The organism is Acinetobacter sp. YH01008, from assembly GCF_013420435.1.
GTDB lineage: Bacteria > Pseudomonadota > Gammaproteobacteria > Pseudomonadales > Moraxellaceae > Acinetobacter > Acinetobacter pseudolwoffii.
This window is the reverse complement of the sequence record NZ_VOYD01000002.1, coordinates 1-15599: the sequence shown is the minus strand read 5'-3', so window position 1 is coordinate 15599 and position 15599 is coordinate 1. Positions and strand designations below refer to the sequence as shown.

11 protein-coding genes and 1 pseudogene are annotated in these 15599 nt (G+C 44.7%); 4 read left to right on the top strand and 8 right to left on the bottom strand.

What is annotated here, in order from left to right:
* Positions 1-65: 65 nt before the first annotated feature.
* From FTT75_RS02100 to FTT75_RS02090, 3 genes are read right to left on the bottom strand one after another with little or no spacing between them, the layout of a single operon-like run.
* Positions 66-1484 carry an efflux transporter outer membrane subunit gene (locus FTT75_RS02100; RefSeq protein WP_180185851.1) on the bottom strand — a complete coding sequence of 473 codons (1419 nt, stop codon included), beginning with the start codon at positions 1482-1484 and terminating at the stop codon, positions 66-68.
* Between the two features lie 10 nt (positions 1485-1494).
* Positions 1495-3471 (bottom strand): MacB family efflux pump subunit, encoded by a 1977-nt coding sequence (locus FTT75_RS02095; protein ID WP_180185850.1) that lies wholly within the window; start codon positions 3469-3471, stop codon positions 1495-1497.
* A gap of 2 nt (positions 3472-3473) precedes the next feature.
* The gene (locus tag FTT75_RS02090; protein ID WP_180185849.1) at positions 3474-4838 is read right to left on the bottom strand and encodes a MacA family efflux pump subunit; all 1365 of its coding nucleotides are present in this window, start codon (positions 4836-4838) and stop codon (positions 3474-3476) included.
* A 591-nt stretch (positions 4839-5429) separates the two neighbouring features.
* Between FTT75_RS02090 and FTT75_RS02085 the strand changes: the two genes are divergently transcribed.
* A complete protein-coding gene (locus FTT75_RS02085; RefSeq protein ID WP_005172715.1) occupies positions 5430-5879 on the top strand; it encodes a bacteriohemerythrin in 450 nt (149 codons plus the stop codon).
* Here the strand turns inward: FTT75_RS02085 and holA are convergent.
* The 4 genes from holA to FTT75_RS02065 all read right to left on the bottom strand — a co-directional run bounded on the left by holA (position 5876) and on the right by FTT75_RS02065 (position 10764).
* Positions 5876-6874: a DNA polymerase III subunit delta gene (gene holA, locus FTT75_RS02080; protein ID WP_180185848.1), complete on the bottom strand. Its 999-nt coding sequence runs from the start codon at positions 6872-6874 to the stop codon at positions 5876-5878. The genes FTT75_RS02085 and holA overlap by 4 nt on opposite strands.
* A gap of 9 nt (positions 6875-6883) precedes the next feature.
* Positions 6884-7414: an LPS assembly lipoprotein LptE gene (locus FTT75_RS02075; RefSeq protein WP_180185847.1), complete on the bottom strand. Its 531-nt coding sequence runs from the start codon at positions 7412-7414 to the stop codon at positions 6884-6886.
* 236 nt (positions 7415-7650) lie between these two features.
* Positions 7651-10287, bottom strand: coding sequence for a leucine--tRNA ligase (gene leuS / locus FTT75_RS02070; protein WP_180185846.1), 2637 nt, complete (start codon positions 10285-10287; stop codon positions 7651-7653).
* A gap of 123 nt (positions 10288-10410) precedes the next feature.
* Positions 10411-10764: a DUF4124 domain-containing protein gene (locus FTT75_RS02065; protein WP_100329234.1), complete on the bottom strand. Its 354-nt coding sequence runs from the start codon at positions 10762-10764 to the stop codon at positions 10411-10413.
* Between the two features lie 687 nt (positions 10765-11451).
* On the opposite strand from FTT75_RS02065, the gene FTT75_RS02060 reads away from it, so the two are divergent.
* The 3 genes from FTT75_RS02060 to ilvC all read left to right on the top strand — a co-directional run bounded on the left by FTT75_RS02060 (position 11452) and on the right by ilvC (position 14788).
* Positions 11452-13179, top strand: coding sequence for an acetolactate synthase 3 large subunit (locus tag FTT75_RS02060; RefSeq protein ID WP_034608751.1), 1728 nt, complete (start codon positions 11452-11454; stop codon positions 13177-13179).
* Entirely contained in the window at positions 13176-13667 is a 492-nt protein-coding gene (ilvN, locus tag FTT75_RS02055; protein WP_004813125.1) for an acetolactate synthase small subunit, read from the top strand. The genes FTT75_RS02060 and ilvN overlap by 4 nt, the downstream gene beginning before the upstream one ends.
* Positions 13668-13771: 104 nt before the next feature.
* Complete coding sequence (gene ilvC, locus FTT75_RS02050; RefSeq protein WP_180185845.1) at positions 13772-14788, top strand: ketol-acid reductoisomerase; 1017 nt, start codon at positions 13772-13774, stop codon at positions 14786-14788.
* A 686-nt stretch (positions 14789-15474) separates the two neighbouring features.
* Here the strand turns inward: ilvC and FTT75_RS02045 are convergent.
* A pseudogene (locus FTT75_RS02045) lies at positions 15475-15599 on the bottom strand (IS30 family transposase); the annotation flags it as partial.

The window sequence follows — 15599 nt, the reverse complement described above, 5'->3', positions numbered from 1 at the left end:
TATTGACATCACGCAATATAAAAAACCGCTGTCTGGCAGCGGTTTTTTTATGGTTCAAGCTTTGTTTAAGGTAATTGCTGGATTGGGCTGCCACCTAATGCCTGCATTAAAGTCACATAGGCATTGTACTGGTTCTGTCGGGTTTGTACCAAAGACAGCCGTGCATTCCGTGTGGTTTCCTGTGCATCCAGCAGGTTCTTTAACGCCACCGCGCCATTACGATAACGTACTTCAGTCAGACGTTCGGTACGTTCAGCCAGTTCGACATTACGTTGCTGCAAAGTGACTTGCTTACTGATTTCAGTCCGGTTCGATAAGGCATTTTCCACATCGGCAAAGGCTTCGTACATGGTCTGGCGATATTGAATAATCGCTTTTTCATATTCCAGTTCATTCACCTGTAAATCACGTTTCATATCATTCCATTGCAAGAAAGGCAAGGTTAGACCAGCACCAAAAGTTGCAACCGGATTTTTTAAGGCATTCGAGAGGGAAGTACTGCTGCCAATACCGGTGGTCAGATTACCGGTCAAACTAATTGATGGATAGTAGCTGGCTTTGTTGGCATCTTTATTGGCTAGTGCCTTACGTAAGCGTAGTTCAGTGGCTCGAAGGTCAGGACGACGTGACAATAAACTCGCCGGTAAGTCGGCCTGAATACTCGGTAATTGAATATTCGGTAAACGGCTTGGCTCCTGAATAGAAAGCTGTTGTACTGGCATATGCAGCAATACTGCGAGGCTGGTACGCGTTTCCACCCGTTGCTGCTCAATCTGGCTTAAGGTGGCTTGCTGGCTTTGAATCGCCTGTTCGGCCTGGGTTAAATCTAGACCGGACACCGCACCGGCACGATATTGTACCTGCACCAGATCATAGGTTTTTTGCGCCGTTGCCAGATTTTGCTGTACCACGCTATAACGCTCGTTTAAATAAGCCAATTGCCAGTAAAGCTGTGCCGTGGTGCCAATCAGGCTCTGCGCTGTCGCCTGTAAGTCCTGTGCAGATGCCAAGGCTTCCCAGCGCGCCGCTTCAGTCTGATTGGCCAGTTTGCCAAACAGATCCAGTTCATAGCTTAAGCCCGGATAGCCCAGTGAAAGACCCGTCGAAGCATTGCTGCCACCCTCCAGATCAAAACGCTGGCCCGTTGAAATTCGTGCATCACCGACACGGACGCCTTGCTGGCTTTGTGCCTGTCTGGCCTGAATGCGCGCCTGCTGTAAACTGATGCCAGCCACCGCCAGATCTGTATTCTGCGCCAGCACTTGATCGACCAAACTGTTCAATTGCGGATCTTTAAATAAGGTCCACCATTGATCTGCCAGAATGTCGGCATGGATCTGCTGACTTAAAACCTTATTATTTTGAAAGTTGCCCGGCATATTGATCGCAGGCTGCTCATAAGGTGTTTTTACCACTGCCGCACAACCGGTCAGCGAGCTTCCCAGCAACAGGGCACTGGCAAGCTTGGTTAAATTCATTTGCATATCAGGTTCCTTATTCGCGAGAAAGCGCATCGACTGGATTCAGACGAGCGGCATTACGTGCCGGGATAAAGCCAAACACAATTCCAATCAGGCTTGAGCAGACAAAGGCAGCCACAATCGAAGTGGTTGAATAGGCCATCTGGAAAGTACCGCCAGCAAAGTGGGTAATTAGCTGGCCAATCCCGAGCGAGAGCAGCACCCCCAAAATACCGCCTAAAATACACACCAGCACTGCTTCAATCAGGAATTGCTGCAAAATATCACTTTGGCGTGCACCTACTGCCATACGTACCCCAATTTCCTGAGTACGTTCAGTCACGGACACCAGCATGATATTCATCACCCCGATCCCGCCGACCACCAGTGAAATCACAGCAATCGCCGAAATTAAAAGCGTCATAGTCGCTGTGGTCTGCTGAATGGTTTCACGAATACTGTCGGCATTCTGGGTAAACACATCCTGCGCGCCATGGCGCTGTACCAACAGGTTTAAAATTGCATTTTCAGCCGCCACACTTGGATATTCATCCTTAATCCGCACAATGATGCTGCGAACGTTAGATTGCCCCAGCATACGACTCATCACGGTAGAATACGGCAGGTAGACATTCAGGCTGTCATTATTGCCCATCATGCCTTTTTGTGCATCAATCACCCCGATAATCCGGCTCGGGACGCTACCCAGTAAAATCACCTGATCCACCGGATTAGTACCATCTTTAAAGAAGGTATTTTTGGTATTGGTGTCAATGACAACATCTTGTGCCTGTTGCATGACGCTACTGCGGTCAAAGGGCTGACCGGACTGGAAAGTCATGCCACGCACATAAAAGAAATCTTCGCTGACGCCATTGACCGTGGTTGAGGCTTCAATTTCTTTATAACGGCCGGTAACACTGCTGTTCACCGACGGACTGACGCCATCAACATAAGGTTGTTCGGCCAGCGCATCGGCATCGGCTGGAATCAGGGTCTTGGCTTGTGAAGATCTGGAATTGTCTCCGAAGCCCCGCCCCTGAAATACGGTAATGGTATTGGTGCCCAGACTGCTGATATTTTCCAGAATCTGCTTCTGTGAACCATTCCCCAAAGCCACCACTGAAACCACCGAAGCGATACCGATAATGATTCCGAGCATGGTCAGGAAAGTCCGCATGCGATGCGCATTCATGGCCAGCAATGCCATACGGAAGGCTTCACCCAGACGGTCAACCGCAGAACGCCATGAAGAAATCTTCTTTTGTTGATTACGGATCAGCGGCTGCTTTTCCAGATGGTCTTCGGCTTCAGGCACATTCGGCTGATCGGAAATGATATTCCCGTCTGAAATTTCAATGATTCGTGTCGCGTTTTTTGCCACATTATGATCATGCGTAACCAGAATGATGGTATGACCCTTGGCATTCAGTTCGCGCAAAATACGCATCACCTCAATACCGCTGTTCTTATCCAAGGCACCTGTCGGCTCATCGGCCAGAATCACATCACCGCCATTCATCAGCGCACGGGCAATCGACACACGTTGCTGCTGACCGCCTGACAGTTGACTCGGACGGTTCTGGGTTTTTTCGCCCAGACCCAGATCGGTCAGAATCTTGACCGCACGCGCATGCCGTTCCGATGAATCTGCACCCGCATAAATGGCAGGGACTTCGACATTGCCTGCTGCGTTTAAATCGCCGAGCAGGTGATAACGCTGAAAAATAAAGCCGAAATATTCACGACGTAACTGCGCCAGTTCATCTGCTTCCAGTTCCCGGGTTTCACGGCCTTTGACCTTGTAGCTACCCGTGGTGGGTTTGTCCAGACAACCCAGAATATTCATCAGGGTTGATTTACCCGAACCGGACTGGCCGACAATCGCCACCAGTTCACCCGGATAAATCTCCAGATTCACCCCTTTTAAAATCTGGACTGTGCCTTCACCCGCAGGGAATTCACGTACCAGATTTTTCACCTCGAGCAGAGGCTGCTGTTGTGAATTCATGCTTACATTCTCATTGGGCCACGGCTATTACCACCGCGTTTTGCTGCATCATTGGAAGTATCAGAACCATCGGCAATCACCACCTGATCACCACGTTTTAAACCTTTCAGCACTTGTGCCGTGGCACGGTTATTCAAACCGATCAGCACAGGGGTTGGTTTTGCAGTACCATCGGCTTGCAAGACACGAACCATGGCACGTTGCGCTTTGCCTTGTTCAATCAGCGCAATTTCAGCGTCAGACAGATTTAGGCGGGCAGGGCGTTCAGCGGCAGGACGATTGCCTTGAGTTGATTCAGTTTCAGGACGTGCTGCTGGATTAGCTTCGCTACGGGAACCTTCTTCGCGAGAACCTTCACCCCGATTGGCACGTGCCGGACGATTTGAGCTCTGAATCGCAGCGGCTGGAATGGTCAGCACATTTTTAGCTTCATCCAGCACGATATAAACCTGCGCCGTCATATCAATACGCAGTTTGCCGTCTTCATTTGGCACATCAAATAAAGCGTTGTAATACACCGCAGAACTTGACGATGAACCAGATGTATTTGAATCGGTATTAATCGAATTGGGTGCAGGTTCAACCTGACGCAGTTTGGCGTAAATCTTTTTCTCGTTATTGCCCAGCGTGGTGAAATAAACGGTTTGGCCTTCTTCCACTTTCATCACATCTGCTTCAGAAATTTCAGCTTTGATGGTCATAGTGTCGAGCTTGGCCAGTTTCACAATGGTCGGTGCACTTTGATTGGCATTCACGGTTTGACCTTCTTCGGTCACAATCGCCACAATCGTGCCATCCATCGGTGCCACAATCTGGGTATAACCCAAGTCTTCTTTGGCAGTTGCCAAGGTCAGGCGCGACTGTTCGATCTGTGCATTGATTGCCGTGATATCGGCCTGAGCCGTTTTATAACTGGCAAATGCAGATTCCAGCTCTGAACGGGAAGTCGCATCCTGTGCATACATGGCTTTCTGACGATTGTATTCAGCTTCAACTTTGGCCAGATTCGCCTGTCTCACCGCAAGCTGTGCCATCTGGTTTTTAATGCTGGCTTCAGCAGTTTTTAAATCATTTTCCTGACGAACAGAATCAATTCGTGCAATCAGCTGACCCTGTTTAACCTGATCACCGAGTTCCACATACATTTGTCTCACCTGGCCAGAAACCTGGGCACCTACGCTGACCATTTTGGTGGCTTCTAAAATACCGGTCGCCAGTACAGAACTTTCAATATCACCCTGCGTTACTTCAGCAGTAATATACTGTGGCGGCTGTTCTTTAGGTTTGAGGAAATACCACCCCGCAGCGATTAACACAATGGCAATCACGGCGGCCATAATCAGTTTCGTCGGTTTTATTTTTGGCATATTGAGTATGAATTCGGATCAAAGATAGGGATTGATTATAAAAGCGAAATTGGGATAAATCGTGAATTTTTTGAATTATAATGAGAATTATTTTCTATTGGCTGATTTCTGAAAATATCGTCCATACAGACCATTTTAAAATGCTCCATGAATTGCTTGTTCTGACATTGCTGACAGGATTTTGACCCTCTATAGATAACATCGATCCTATTTAAAAGATCATCAGGTGACTCTTGAATAAAATGATCACTGTCCCCAACAGTATTTTTTCAATCAAAGCGCTGCACAAATAAAATCGAGTGTGAATCAATAAAGACATAAGACCAAACATACTAGATTTGTTGTGTGATATTTGTTTTAAGGCTGTTTCTGGCTTAATTTTCCTCCCTCTAGTCCAGAGAGCAAAAACCAGTTGAAAATTAAGTAGAAAAAAAAATTAAAAACCCATGTTTTATATATGGATTTAAATAAATAAAGCTTGTAAGATTTAATTCCATAAAAAAATTATGGTTTTACCACTTAAGAAGAAAACGCACATTTATTGTGCAAAAATAATACAACTTTGCTCGCAACATTGATGAGGGTTTAACGATGGAATGGAATGAAAGCTATAATATTGGAATCGACGTAATCGATAATCAGCACCGTCAAATTTTAGATTATATCAATGCTTTGGAGCAGGTAAAAAGCACAGGAGATCGCGATCGAATCAAAGAGGTCTTGGAGGATTTAATCGATTATACCCAGTCACATTTCAGCTTTGAAGAAAACCTGCTGGAACAGGTCAGTTATCAATACCTACCTTCGCATCGCGGTATACATGAATTATTTGTGAAACGACTCAATGATTATCGTCTCAAGTTCGAGAAGGGAGAATCGATTGAAAATGATTTATATCGTTTATTGTCCAAATGGCTGATCAATCATATTCAACATGATGATCAGGACTATGTCGATGCAGTGCGCGATAATATGTTGAGTTATTTACGTGCTCAGGAAAGCAAAAAAGGCAAGGGCTGGTTTGCACGTTTCTTTGGTTAAGCACTCGGCGCTAAAAATAAGCGTTGACCGCACATTTCAGCAGTGGCCTGTAAGATGAGATGTTCAGGGTTCTCTTTGGACATTCCTTTAATGGCTGCATCAATACGGATTAACAGCTGGGGCCAGCTCAAAAAGCGTTGGGGGCTGAGACGGCGTAAAGCTTGCTGATATAGCCCGACTTTGGTTTTCCAGATTCCAATTTGCAAGGCATTTTGCGGCTGTTCAAACAGTTGCATCAACAGACGCATTTCCTTGCTCAGGCTCCATAAGATCAGGCTCATCGGTTCACCTGAAGCGACCAGATACTGGAAAATCTTGATCGATTGCGAGAGATTGCCTTGCAGTAGGGCATCACTCAAATCATAGGTGCTATAGCGTGATTGATCCTGTAAGCAGGCATATAAATGATCAATCTGAATCACATCAACTTCTGCAAAGGTGTCACTGACCCGCATCAGGCTGTTTTTGGCTGCCAGCAAGTTGTGCTCATGATGCTGTTCCAGCCATTGCCAGGCATCATGGGCCAGTTTAATCCCCAGTTTCTCTGCTTCAACTGCCAAAATTTGCTGACGATCGCGTGGATAATTTGCAGTAAGCGCAACGCAGACACCATTGGCCTCAACCGTCTGGAAGAAGCTGGATTTGAGGCTGCTCGCATCTTGCTTGGGCATAACGACCAATAGCAGATTATCACTGTCTTGTTGTAAATAGCTTTTCAGCAGTTTGAGGCTACTGGCATCTGGTTTGATATTGCCATGCACTTCAACTGCCAGTTGGGTTGAGAACAATGACAAACTGTTCAATGCATTAAAGACATTTTTCCACTCAGAAACTGAACTGACATCATAACGTTGACGTTCGATGTCTTTGGCTTGCCAATGTGTGCGAAAGGCATCGATCAGGTTTTGTTCTAGCAAAGGCTCTTGACCATGCAAGACCCAGGCACCGCGAGCTTCATCGACACGTTTTAGGGCTTGCAGATAGTCAAGTTTCATAAGGCGTTCTTATTGAGCAGGTTGCGCTGGGGTATTTTTGGCCAAGGGTAGGCGGTTCGATGAAATCTGACGCGCGATCTGCTGTGCCACATCATCAATAATCACCTGATTGAGAAACTTTTGTTCCTGGTCATCAGTGTTGACTGTTTCAATGTCATATTGATAAGTACGCGTTGCCACCACAGTGCGTGGTTCAGTGATCGGATTGCCTTGTGCATCTTCAATGCGAAAAGTCACATTTAAACGTAGCAAGGTTTCTACCAGCTTACCATTCAATTCTAAGCGGCGCGGCGTGTAATCGAGAACACGTAAAACATAAGCTTCTGGTGCATTACTGAGTTGTACGCCCGCAGCACCTAAATAAACCGCCAGCTTTTCTTGTAATTCTTCAGTATTGGGGGGTAAAGAAAGGCTCATAACCGAATAGGCCACAGGTGCCGAGCTTGGGTTGGTGCCTTTCAAATGGAAGCCACAACCGACTAAGCCTGCACTTAGACCACAAGTTAAAACAATTGCTGCTAAACGTTTGCCTAAATGCATGAGTATCCTCTTTTTCCCTCAGGGAAATATTTGAAATCCTGAACCGGATTGTAAAGTCAAAGCCCGCTGGCTGGCAACGGGCTTTGTGTTTTTTAAGCCTCCCTTTGGCAAAGGGAAGTTTGGAGGGATTATTTCTTAAAGTCCTTCTCCTAAGTGAGGGTTAGGGAGAGGTGAATTATTCGCCCTCATCCCCTTGCAGAATTGTTTAAAGCAGTGCTTAAACCATTCTTCAGGATTTAAACCACCAAATTCACCAATTTATTCGGTACCACAATTTCTTTCTTGGTTGGACCAGTCAGGAATTGTTGAACTTCAGGCAATGCTTTGGCTTGCGCCAAGATGTCATCTTTTGATGCATCCACAGAAACTTCAAGTTTGCCACGAAGCTTACCGTTCACCTGTACCACAATGGTTTGCGTATTACGTGTCAGTGCAGACTCGTCTACAGCAGGGAATAGAGTTGAATTCAATTCAATCCCAAACTCAGCCAATAAAGTTTGGCTTAAGTGCGGTGCAAATGGAGCTAACAAAGTCAGAAGTGTAGTGATCGACTCACGTGCTACCGCAACGTCATTGTCATCTTTGGCTTCAAACTTATTGTTTGCGTTTAGCAATTCCATCATCGCGGCAATTGCAGTGTTAAATGCATGACGACGTTCGATGTCATCACCGACTTTCTGGATGGTTTCATGGGTTTTACGGCGTAAGTCTTGGGCAGCAGTAGAAAGTGCAGCTTTGTCGATATTTGATGCAGCATTACCTTTTTCAAGGAAACCTGTTGCCAAACGCCATACACGTTTCAAGAAACGGTTGGCACCTTCAACACCGGCATCCGACCATTCAAGCGATTGATCCGGTGGTGCTGCAAACATCATAAATACACGTGCCGTATCTGCACCGTATTGGTCGATAATGGATTGCGGGTCGATACCGTTATTTTTCGATTTCGACATTTTTTCCTGACCGCCAACCACAACCTCTTGACCATCGCCTGTGTATTTCGCAGATAGCACACGGCCTTTTTCATCTTTTTCCAGTTCGATATCGGCCGGGTTGAACCAGGTTTTTTTGCCAGAATCCGCTTCACGGTAGAAAGTATCTGCCAGTACCATACCTTGAGTTAAAAGGTTGGTGAATGGTTCATTGCCTTGGACTACACCTTCATCACGCATGAGTTTGTGGAAGAAGCGTGCGTATAACAAATGCAGAATCGCGTGTTCCACACCACCGATGTATTGGTTGACTGGAAGCCAGGTTTGACCTGCTTCTGGTTTCACCATGCCATCAGTAAAGTCAGGCGATGCATAACGTGCATAGTACCAAGAAGACTCTACGAAAGTGTCAAGCGTATCGGTTTCACGACGCGCGTCGCCACCACAGCTTGGGCATGACGTTTCGTAGAATTCGGGCATCTTGTTCAATGGATTGCCTGAACCGTCTGGAACAACGTCAGTCGGAAGTACAACAGGAAGTTGCTCTTCAGGCACTGGCACTTGACCACATGATGGACAGTTAATCATTGGAATTGGACAACCCCAGTAACGCTGACGGGAAACACCCCAGTCACGTAAACGGAATTGAACTTTAGAGCTTGCCAGACCTGTTGGTTCTAGTTTGGCTAGGAATGCATCATATGCACCCTGAAAATCTAGACCGTCAAACTCGCCTGAATTCACCAGTTTGCCTTCTTTCGAACCGTACCATTCTTGCCATTCTGTTGCAGAAAAGTCGCTATCGTCAGCGCCTTTGGCATCAATGACTTGTTTGATGCTTAAGCCATATTTATTGGCAAATTCGAAGTCACGCTCATCGTGTGAAGGCACCGCCATCACCGCACCTGAACCGTAAGACATCAACACATAGTTGGCGATCCAGACCGGAACTTCTTCACCAGTCACAGGATGCTTAACAGACAGGCCTGTTGCCATACCTTTCTTCTCGGCAGTCGCAAGATCCGCTTCAGCAACTGAACCCATACGACATTCTTCAATAAATGCAGCAAGCTCAGGATTGCCTGCTTCTGATTGGAGAGCAGCAGCTTTGAGTGCCATTGGGTGTTCTGCTGCAACAGCAACATAAGTCACGCCCATCAACGTGTCAGCACGTGTGGTAAAGACTGTTAAGCCTTCAGCGTAGATTTCTGGATTTGCTGAAGGGAACGTAATGTCCATCCCTTGTGAGCGACCAATCCAGTTACGTTGCATGGTCAGAACTTGTTGAGGCCAACCGTCTTTCAATGTGTCTAGATTATCTAATAATTCTTGCGCATAATCGGTAATGCGGAAGTAGTACATTGGAATGTCACGTTTTTCCACCAATGCACCTGAACGCCAGCCGCGACCATTTTCAACCTGTTCGTTGGCAAGCACAGTCTGATCGACCGGATCCCAGTTTACAGTTGAAAGTTTACGGTAAATTAAGCCTTTTTTATAAAGCTGAACAAATAGCCATTGTTCCCAACGATAGTATTCAGGGGTACAGGTGGCAAATTCACGATCCCAATCGACAGCTAGACCCAATTTCTTTAATTGGTCACGCATGTAAGCGATATTTTCAAATGTCCATTTTGCCGGAGCAACCTGGTGTGCAATCGCTGCGTTTTCAGCAGGTAGACCGAAAGCATCCCAACCCATCGGTTGCAGGACCGTTTCACCTTTTAAGCGATGGAAACGGCTGATCACGTCACCAATCGTATAGTTACGCACATGACCCATATGCAGTTTGCCACTTGGGTAAGGGAACATCGAGAGAATATAACGACGTGGACCTTCTACTTTGTCGGCAACTTTAAAGGCTTTGCGAGATTCCCAATCCTGTTGGACTTGAGGCTCGATCGCACTGGCTTGATATTCGGAATCAATGTGAGTAGTCATAAACGTATCAGTGAATTACGGTGAAAAAAGTCTGTTGCACAGCATAGCGCAAAATGCACCTAAAAGTGAATTTTGCGCCGGCATTTCCCGAAGAAAAAACACGCTGTTCTATATGGAGGTGTCTTATAAAGCGACTGCACGATTTTTAGATTGCTGCAAGGCTTCGTTGGCTTCACGTTGTTGCTGGTCCTGATTCGCAGGAACTTGAGGGGCTTGTTGCTGTTTTTCTTGTGCTGTGTTCTCGGTTTGAACTTCAGTTTCAGCCATTCTAGGTGATGTCGGTGCTGAATTTTTCCAGCCATACGTATCCACTGTGGTGGCTTTTTTTGCAGATTTCGGCGGTGGCGTCTTGGTATAATGCGTGACGCCTTTCGCATCGACCCATTTATGATACTGGATCGCTGAAGCACTGCTGCTACAGATGCCCAGAGAAATTGCACAACTCAGACTTAAGGCAGTTAAAAAAGATATTTTCATTGTTTTTGAGCCTCTGTGTTCTAGCCATAAAATACTACAAAACATTGTAGTGATTTTCACAGTAAAAATAATGAATTTTTATCTGCTCTATTCATGATCACGGATCGAACAGCTTCTGCATCTCGTTTGTAGAAGTGGTGAGCAAATTTTCAGACACAAAATTTATTGATAAACAACTTCACTGGATTTATTAAAAATTCATTCATTTTTTTTATATAAGACATGCTAAAAATTTATAAAATTAAATATATAAGTTTATGAATTTTATTGGATTAAATATTATTAGATTAATTCTTTATTACTGTCCTTGCTCTAGATCGCTGTTAAAAACAGCAAATCAGGTGTTTTTAAGCGCATATTGCCTGTTTTTTAAACTTGACTTTAAAGCCTGAAAACACAAGAATGCTGCAATAGTTTTATATGCCTTAATCGATCACCCTTCGACTAAGTGTCATTTCATGCAGTGGGCGATTTCTCTAGCCGAGAAATTGAACAAAGCTAAGCAAAATATGTTTATCCCAACATGTTTTAGGTCTTGTATTGCTCGAACAGCCAAGAGATCAGATTTTTTTCCTATTGCTATGAAAACTATGAAATTTGTGTGCTATAACAGTGCAGACAGTTAACAAATGAAACACTGCAAATGCCTCCCATTTGTGCAGTGTCATAATATTAGGGTGAATCACGTTGGAACTTCTATCTGGTGGTGAAATGCTTGTTCGCGCATTAGCGGACGAAGGCGTTGAACATGTTTTTGGATATCCAGGCGGCGCAGTTCTTCATATTTATGATGCGCTATTTCAACAAGACAAAATCAATCATTACCTCGTACGTCACGAACAAGCTGCCGGTCACATGGCGGATGCTTACTCACGCGTTACAGGTAAGACCGGTGTGGTGTTGGTGACCTCAGGTCCGGGCGCAACCAATACGGTAACGCCAATTGCAACGGCCTATATGGACTCAATCCCGATGGTGATTTTGTCAGGTCAGGTTGCGAGTCATCTGATTGGTGAAGATGCATTCCAGGAAACCGATATGGTCGGCATTTCACGTCCAATCGTGAAGCATAGTTTCCAGGTGCGTCATGCCAGCGAAATTCCTGCAATCATTAAAAAAGCATTCTATATCGCGTCATCTGGTCGTCCAGGCCCTGTCGTAATCGATATTCCTAAAGATGCGACCAATCCTGCAGAAAAATTTGCTTACGAATACCCGGAAAAAGTGAAGATGCGTTCGTATCAGCCACCGTTTCGTGGTCACTCAGGTCAAATTCGTAAAGCGATTGAAGAATTAGTCAATGCTAAGCGCCCAGTAATTTATTCGGGTGGTGGTGTGGTTCAAGGCAATGCATCTGCACAATTGACAGAGCTTGCGCATCTATTGGGCTATCCGGTAACCAATACCTTAATGGGCTTGGGTGCATTCCCGGGTGATGATGAACAGTTCATCGGTATGCTCGGTATGCACGGTACTTATGAAGCCAACATGACCATGCACAATGCAGATGTGATTCTGTGTGTAGGCGCGCGCTTCGATGACCGTGTCACCAACAATCCGGCAAAATTCTGTCCGAATGCCAAAGTGATTCATATTGACATCGACCCGGCGACGATTTCAAAAACCATTATGGCGCACATTCCAATTGTCGGTGCGGTAGAGCCGGTATTGACTGAAATGTTGAACCAGTTGAAACAGCTCAATGTTTCCAAGCCAAATCCTGAAGTGATTGCGGCATGGTGGTCTCAGATTAATGAATGGCGCAAAGTGCATGGCGGTCGTTATGCAGCAGGTGTTGATGGTGTGATGAAGCCACAACAAGTGGTTCAGGTATTGGATAAAGTGACCAATGGCGAAGCGATCATTACTTCGGACGTAGGCCAGCATCAAATGTTTGGTGCGATGTATTACAAATACAAGCGTCCGCGTCAATGGATCAACTCAGGTGGCCTAGGCACTATGGGTGTAGGTTTGCCTTATGCGATGGCTGCGAAGCTTGCTTTCCCGGATCAACAGGTGGTGTGTATTACGGGTGAAGCATCGATTCAGATGTGTATCCAAGAGCTTTCAACTTGTAAGCAATACGGCTTGAATGTAAAAATCTTGTGCTTGAATAACCGTGCATTAGGTATGGTAAAACAATGGCAGGACATGAATTACGAAGGTCGTCATTCTAGCTCTTATGTAGAGTCACTGCCTGACTTTGCCAAGTTGATGGAAGCGTATGGTCACGTCGGTATTCAGATTGATCATGCCGATGAGCTTGAGTCGAAACTTGCAGAAGCGATGGCAATTAACGACAAGTGCGTATTTATTAACGTCATGGTTGATCGTACTGAGCATGTTTATCCGATGTTGATTGCAGGTCAATCGATGCAAGATATGTGGTTAGCAAAAGGGGAGCGCACAGCATGAGACATATCATCTCTGTACTTGTTGAAAATGAAGCAGGTGCGCTTTCCCGTTTAGTGGGCTTATTCTCACAGCGTGGCTACAACATCGAAACATTAAACGTTGCGCCAACTGAAGATCCAACACTTTCTCGTTTGACTTTGACCACTTATGGCGATGATCACAAGATTGAGCAAATCACCAAGCAATTGAACAAACTGGTTGAAGTGGTGAAAGTGGTTGACCTGTCTGAAGGTGCTCACATTGAGCGTGAACTGATGCTGATCAAAGTCAAAGCACTGGGTTCATCTCGCGACGAAATTAAGCGTACGGCAGATATTTTCCGTGGTCAGATTGTCGATGTAACACCAACGACTTATACCATTCAAATCGCAGGTACGACTGAAAAAGTTGATGCGTTTATTGATGCACTTGCAGAACACACCATTTTAGAAGTGGTGCGTTCAGGCGTTTCAGGTATTGCGCGCGGCGAAAAAGTTTTAACCATCTAATTTAAATATTTCCTCATCCTAATAAGAAGGGGGTATCAGGCAATGTAAATACAAGGGTCATTGCCTGATTTAAACAGACAAACAAGCATTAAGCGGAGACAGCAATGCAAATTTTTTACGATAAAGACACTGACTTATCTATCATCCAATCTAAGAAAGTAGCGATCATTGGTTACGGTTCACAAGGTCACGCGCATGCGCTTAACCTGAAAGATTCTGGCGTTGATGTCACTGTAGGTTTACGTGCGAACTCTACTTCTTGGAAAAAAGCTGAAAATTCAGGTCTTAAAGTTGCTGAAGTTGCTGCTGCTGTAGCGCAAGCGGATGTAGTCATGATCTTGACGCCAGATGAATTCCAATCTCAACTTTATCGTGACGAGATTGAGCCAAACATCAAGCAAGGTGCTACTTTAGCGTTTGCTCACGGTTTCTCGATTCTTTACAACCAAGTTGTTCCACGTGCTGACCTTGACGTAATCATGGTTGCGCCTAAAGCACCTGGTCACACAGTACGTTCTGAATACCAGCGTGGTTCAGGTGTTCCTGACTTAATCGCAATTCACCAGGATGCATCTGGTAACGCGCGTAACGTTGCACTTTCTTATGCTTCAGGCGTAGGTGGCGGCCGTACTGGTATTATCGAAACTTCATTCCGTGAAGAAACTGAAACTGACCTTTTCGGTGAGCAAGCAGTTCTTTGTGGTGGTGCAGTTGAACTGGTTAAAATGGGCTTCGAAACTTTGGTTGAAGCTGGTTATGCGCCTGAAATGGCGTACTTCGAATGTCTACACGAGCTTAAATTGATCGTTGACTTGATGTTCGAAGGCGGTATCGCGGATATGAACTACTCAGTATCGAACAACGCTGAATATGGTGAATATGTAACGGGTACTGAAGTAATTAACGAGCAGTCTCGTGAAGCGATGCGTAATGCACTTAAACGTATTCAATCTGGCGAATACGCGAAGATGTTCATTCAAGAAGGTGCTTTAAACTACCCTTCAATGACTGCACGTCGTCGTCAAAACGCTGCTCACGGTATCGAAGTAACAGGTAACAAACTTCGTTCTATGATGCCTTGGATTCAAGCAAATAAAATTGTTGATAAAGAGAAAAACTAATTTCTCGAATCAATTGATTTGAATGCGAAGACCCACTCATTTTGAGTGGGTTTTTTATTTTTGGTGTTACGTGCCTCAAAAGATGTAAGCAGTGCTTACATCTTTTTCGTGCCTTGGATTCAAGCGAACAAGATCGTTGATAAAGAAAAGAACTAAGTTCTGATTTCTAAGTCAAAAAGCCCTTGCTTTTAACAGGGGCTTTTTTATGTCTTGTAAAAATAAAATGACTTATTTGAGTTGAACTGCGTGCCTCAAATAGAAGAAAGCAGTGTTTTCACTTCTTGCGTTTCATTCAAAGTAGTGCTTGCCTCCTTGCACTTCGTACAAAACAGTATTTTGTACTTGTTCATACCTTAGATTCAAGCGAACAAGATTGTAGACAAAGAAAAGAACTAAGTTCTTGATCAATTGATTTGATGCTAAAACCTACTCAATTTGAGTGGATTTTTTATTGCAAGTTTTTAGTTAAATCTGAGAGATAATGTCAAATTTTTTTCAGACTTTTATGAGAAGAAGATCAGATAGTGTATTAAAAAAATAATATAATATTGTGGGAAACGAAAGATGAGCCAAATTTTTATATAAGTTGATCGCTAGTTTTTATTTAAAATAGATTATTTTTAATAATAGGGATAAATATTCTTTAAATAGTTGATTGAATCTATCAGAAGTATAGTTAGGCGAATTCAAACATGAGGTGCGACAGTTTGAAAAGTCTTATGATAATCAACAAGCTGAGCAAATTTCTCTAATGGTGTAAGCCAATCTAACGCTTTTCTAGGACGAGTATTCAGTGACATGGCAACTTGAT

Excerpts from the sequence above, each read along its gene's own strand:
- FTT75_RS02075 (WP_180185847.1), bottom strand. The coding sequence starts at position 7,414 with ATGCATTTAGGCAAACGTTTAGCAGCAATTGTTTTAACTTGTGGTCTA.
- FTT75_RS02100 (WP_180185851.1), bottom strand. The coding sequence starts at position 1,484 with ATGCAAATGAATTTAACCAAGCTTGCCAGTGCCCTGTTGCTGGGAAGC.
- ilvC (WP_180185845.1), top strand. The coding sequence starts at position 13,772 with ATGCAAATTTTTTACGATAAAGACACTGACTTATCTATCATCCAATCT.
- ilvN (WP_004813125.1), top strand. The coding sequence starts at position 13,176 with ATGAGACATATCATCTCTGTACTTGTTGAAAATGAAGCAGGTGCGCTT.
- FTT75_RS02090 (WP_180185849.1), bottom strand. The coding sequence starts at position 4,838 with ATGCCAAAAATAAAACCGACGAAACTGATTATGGCCGCCGTGATTGCC.
- FTT75_RS02065 (WP_100329234.1), bottom strand. The coding sequence starts at position 10,764 with ATGAAAATATCTTTTTTAACTGCCTTAAGTCTGAGTTGTGCAATTTCT.
- FTT75_RS02085 (WP_005172715.1), top strand. The coding sequence starts at position 5,430 with ATGGAATGGAATGAAAGCTATAATATTGGAATCGACGTAATCGATAAT.
- holA (WP_180185848.1), bottom strand. The coding sequence starts at position 6,874 with ATGAAACTTGACTATCTGCAAGCCCTAAAACGTGTCGATGAAGCTCGC.
- FTT75_RS02095 (WP_180185850.1), bottom strand. The coding sequence starts at position 3,471 with ATGAATTCACAACAGCAGCCTCTGCTCGAGGTGAAAAATCTGGTACGT.
- leuS (WP_180185846.1), bottom strand. The coding sequence starts at position 10,287 with ATGACTACTCACATTGATTCCGAATATCAAGCCAGTGCGATCGAGCCT.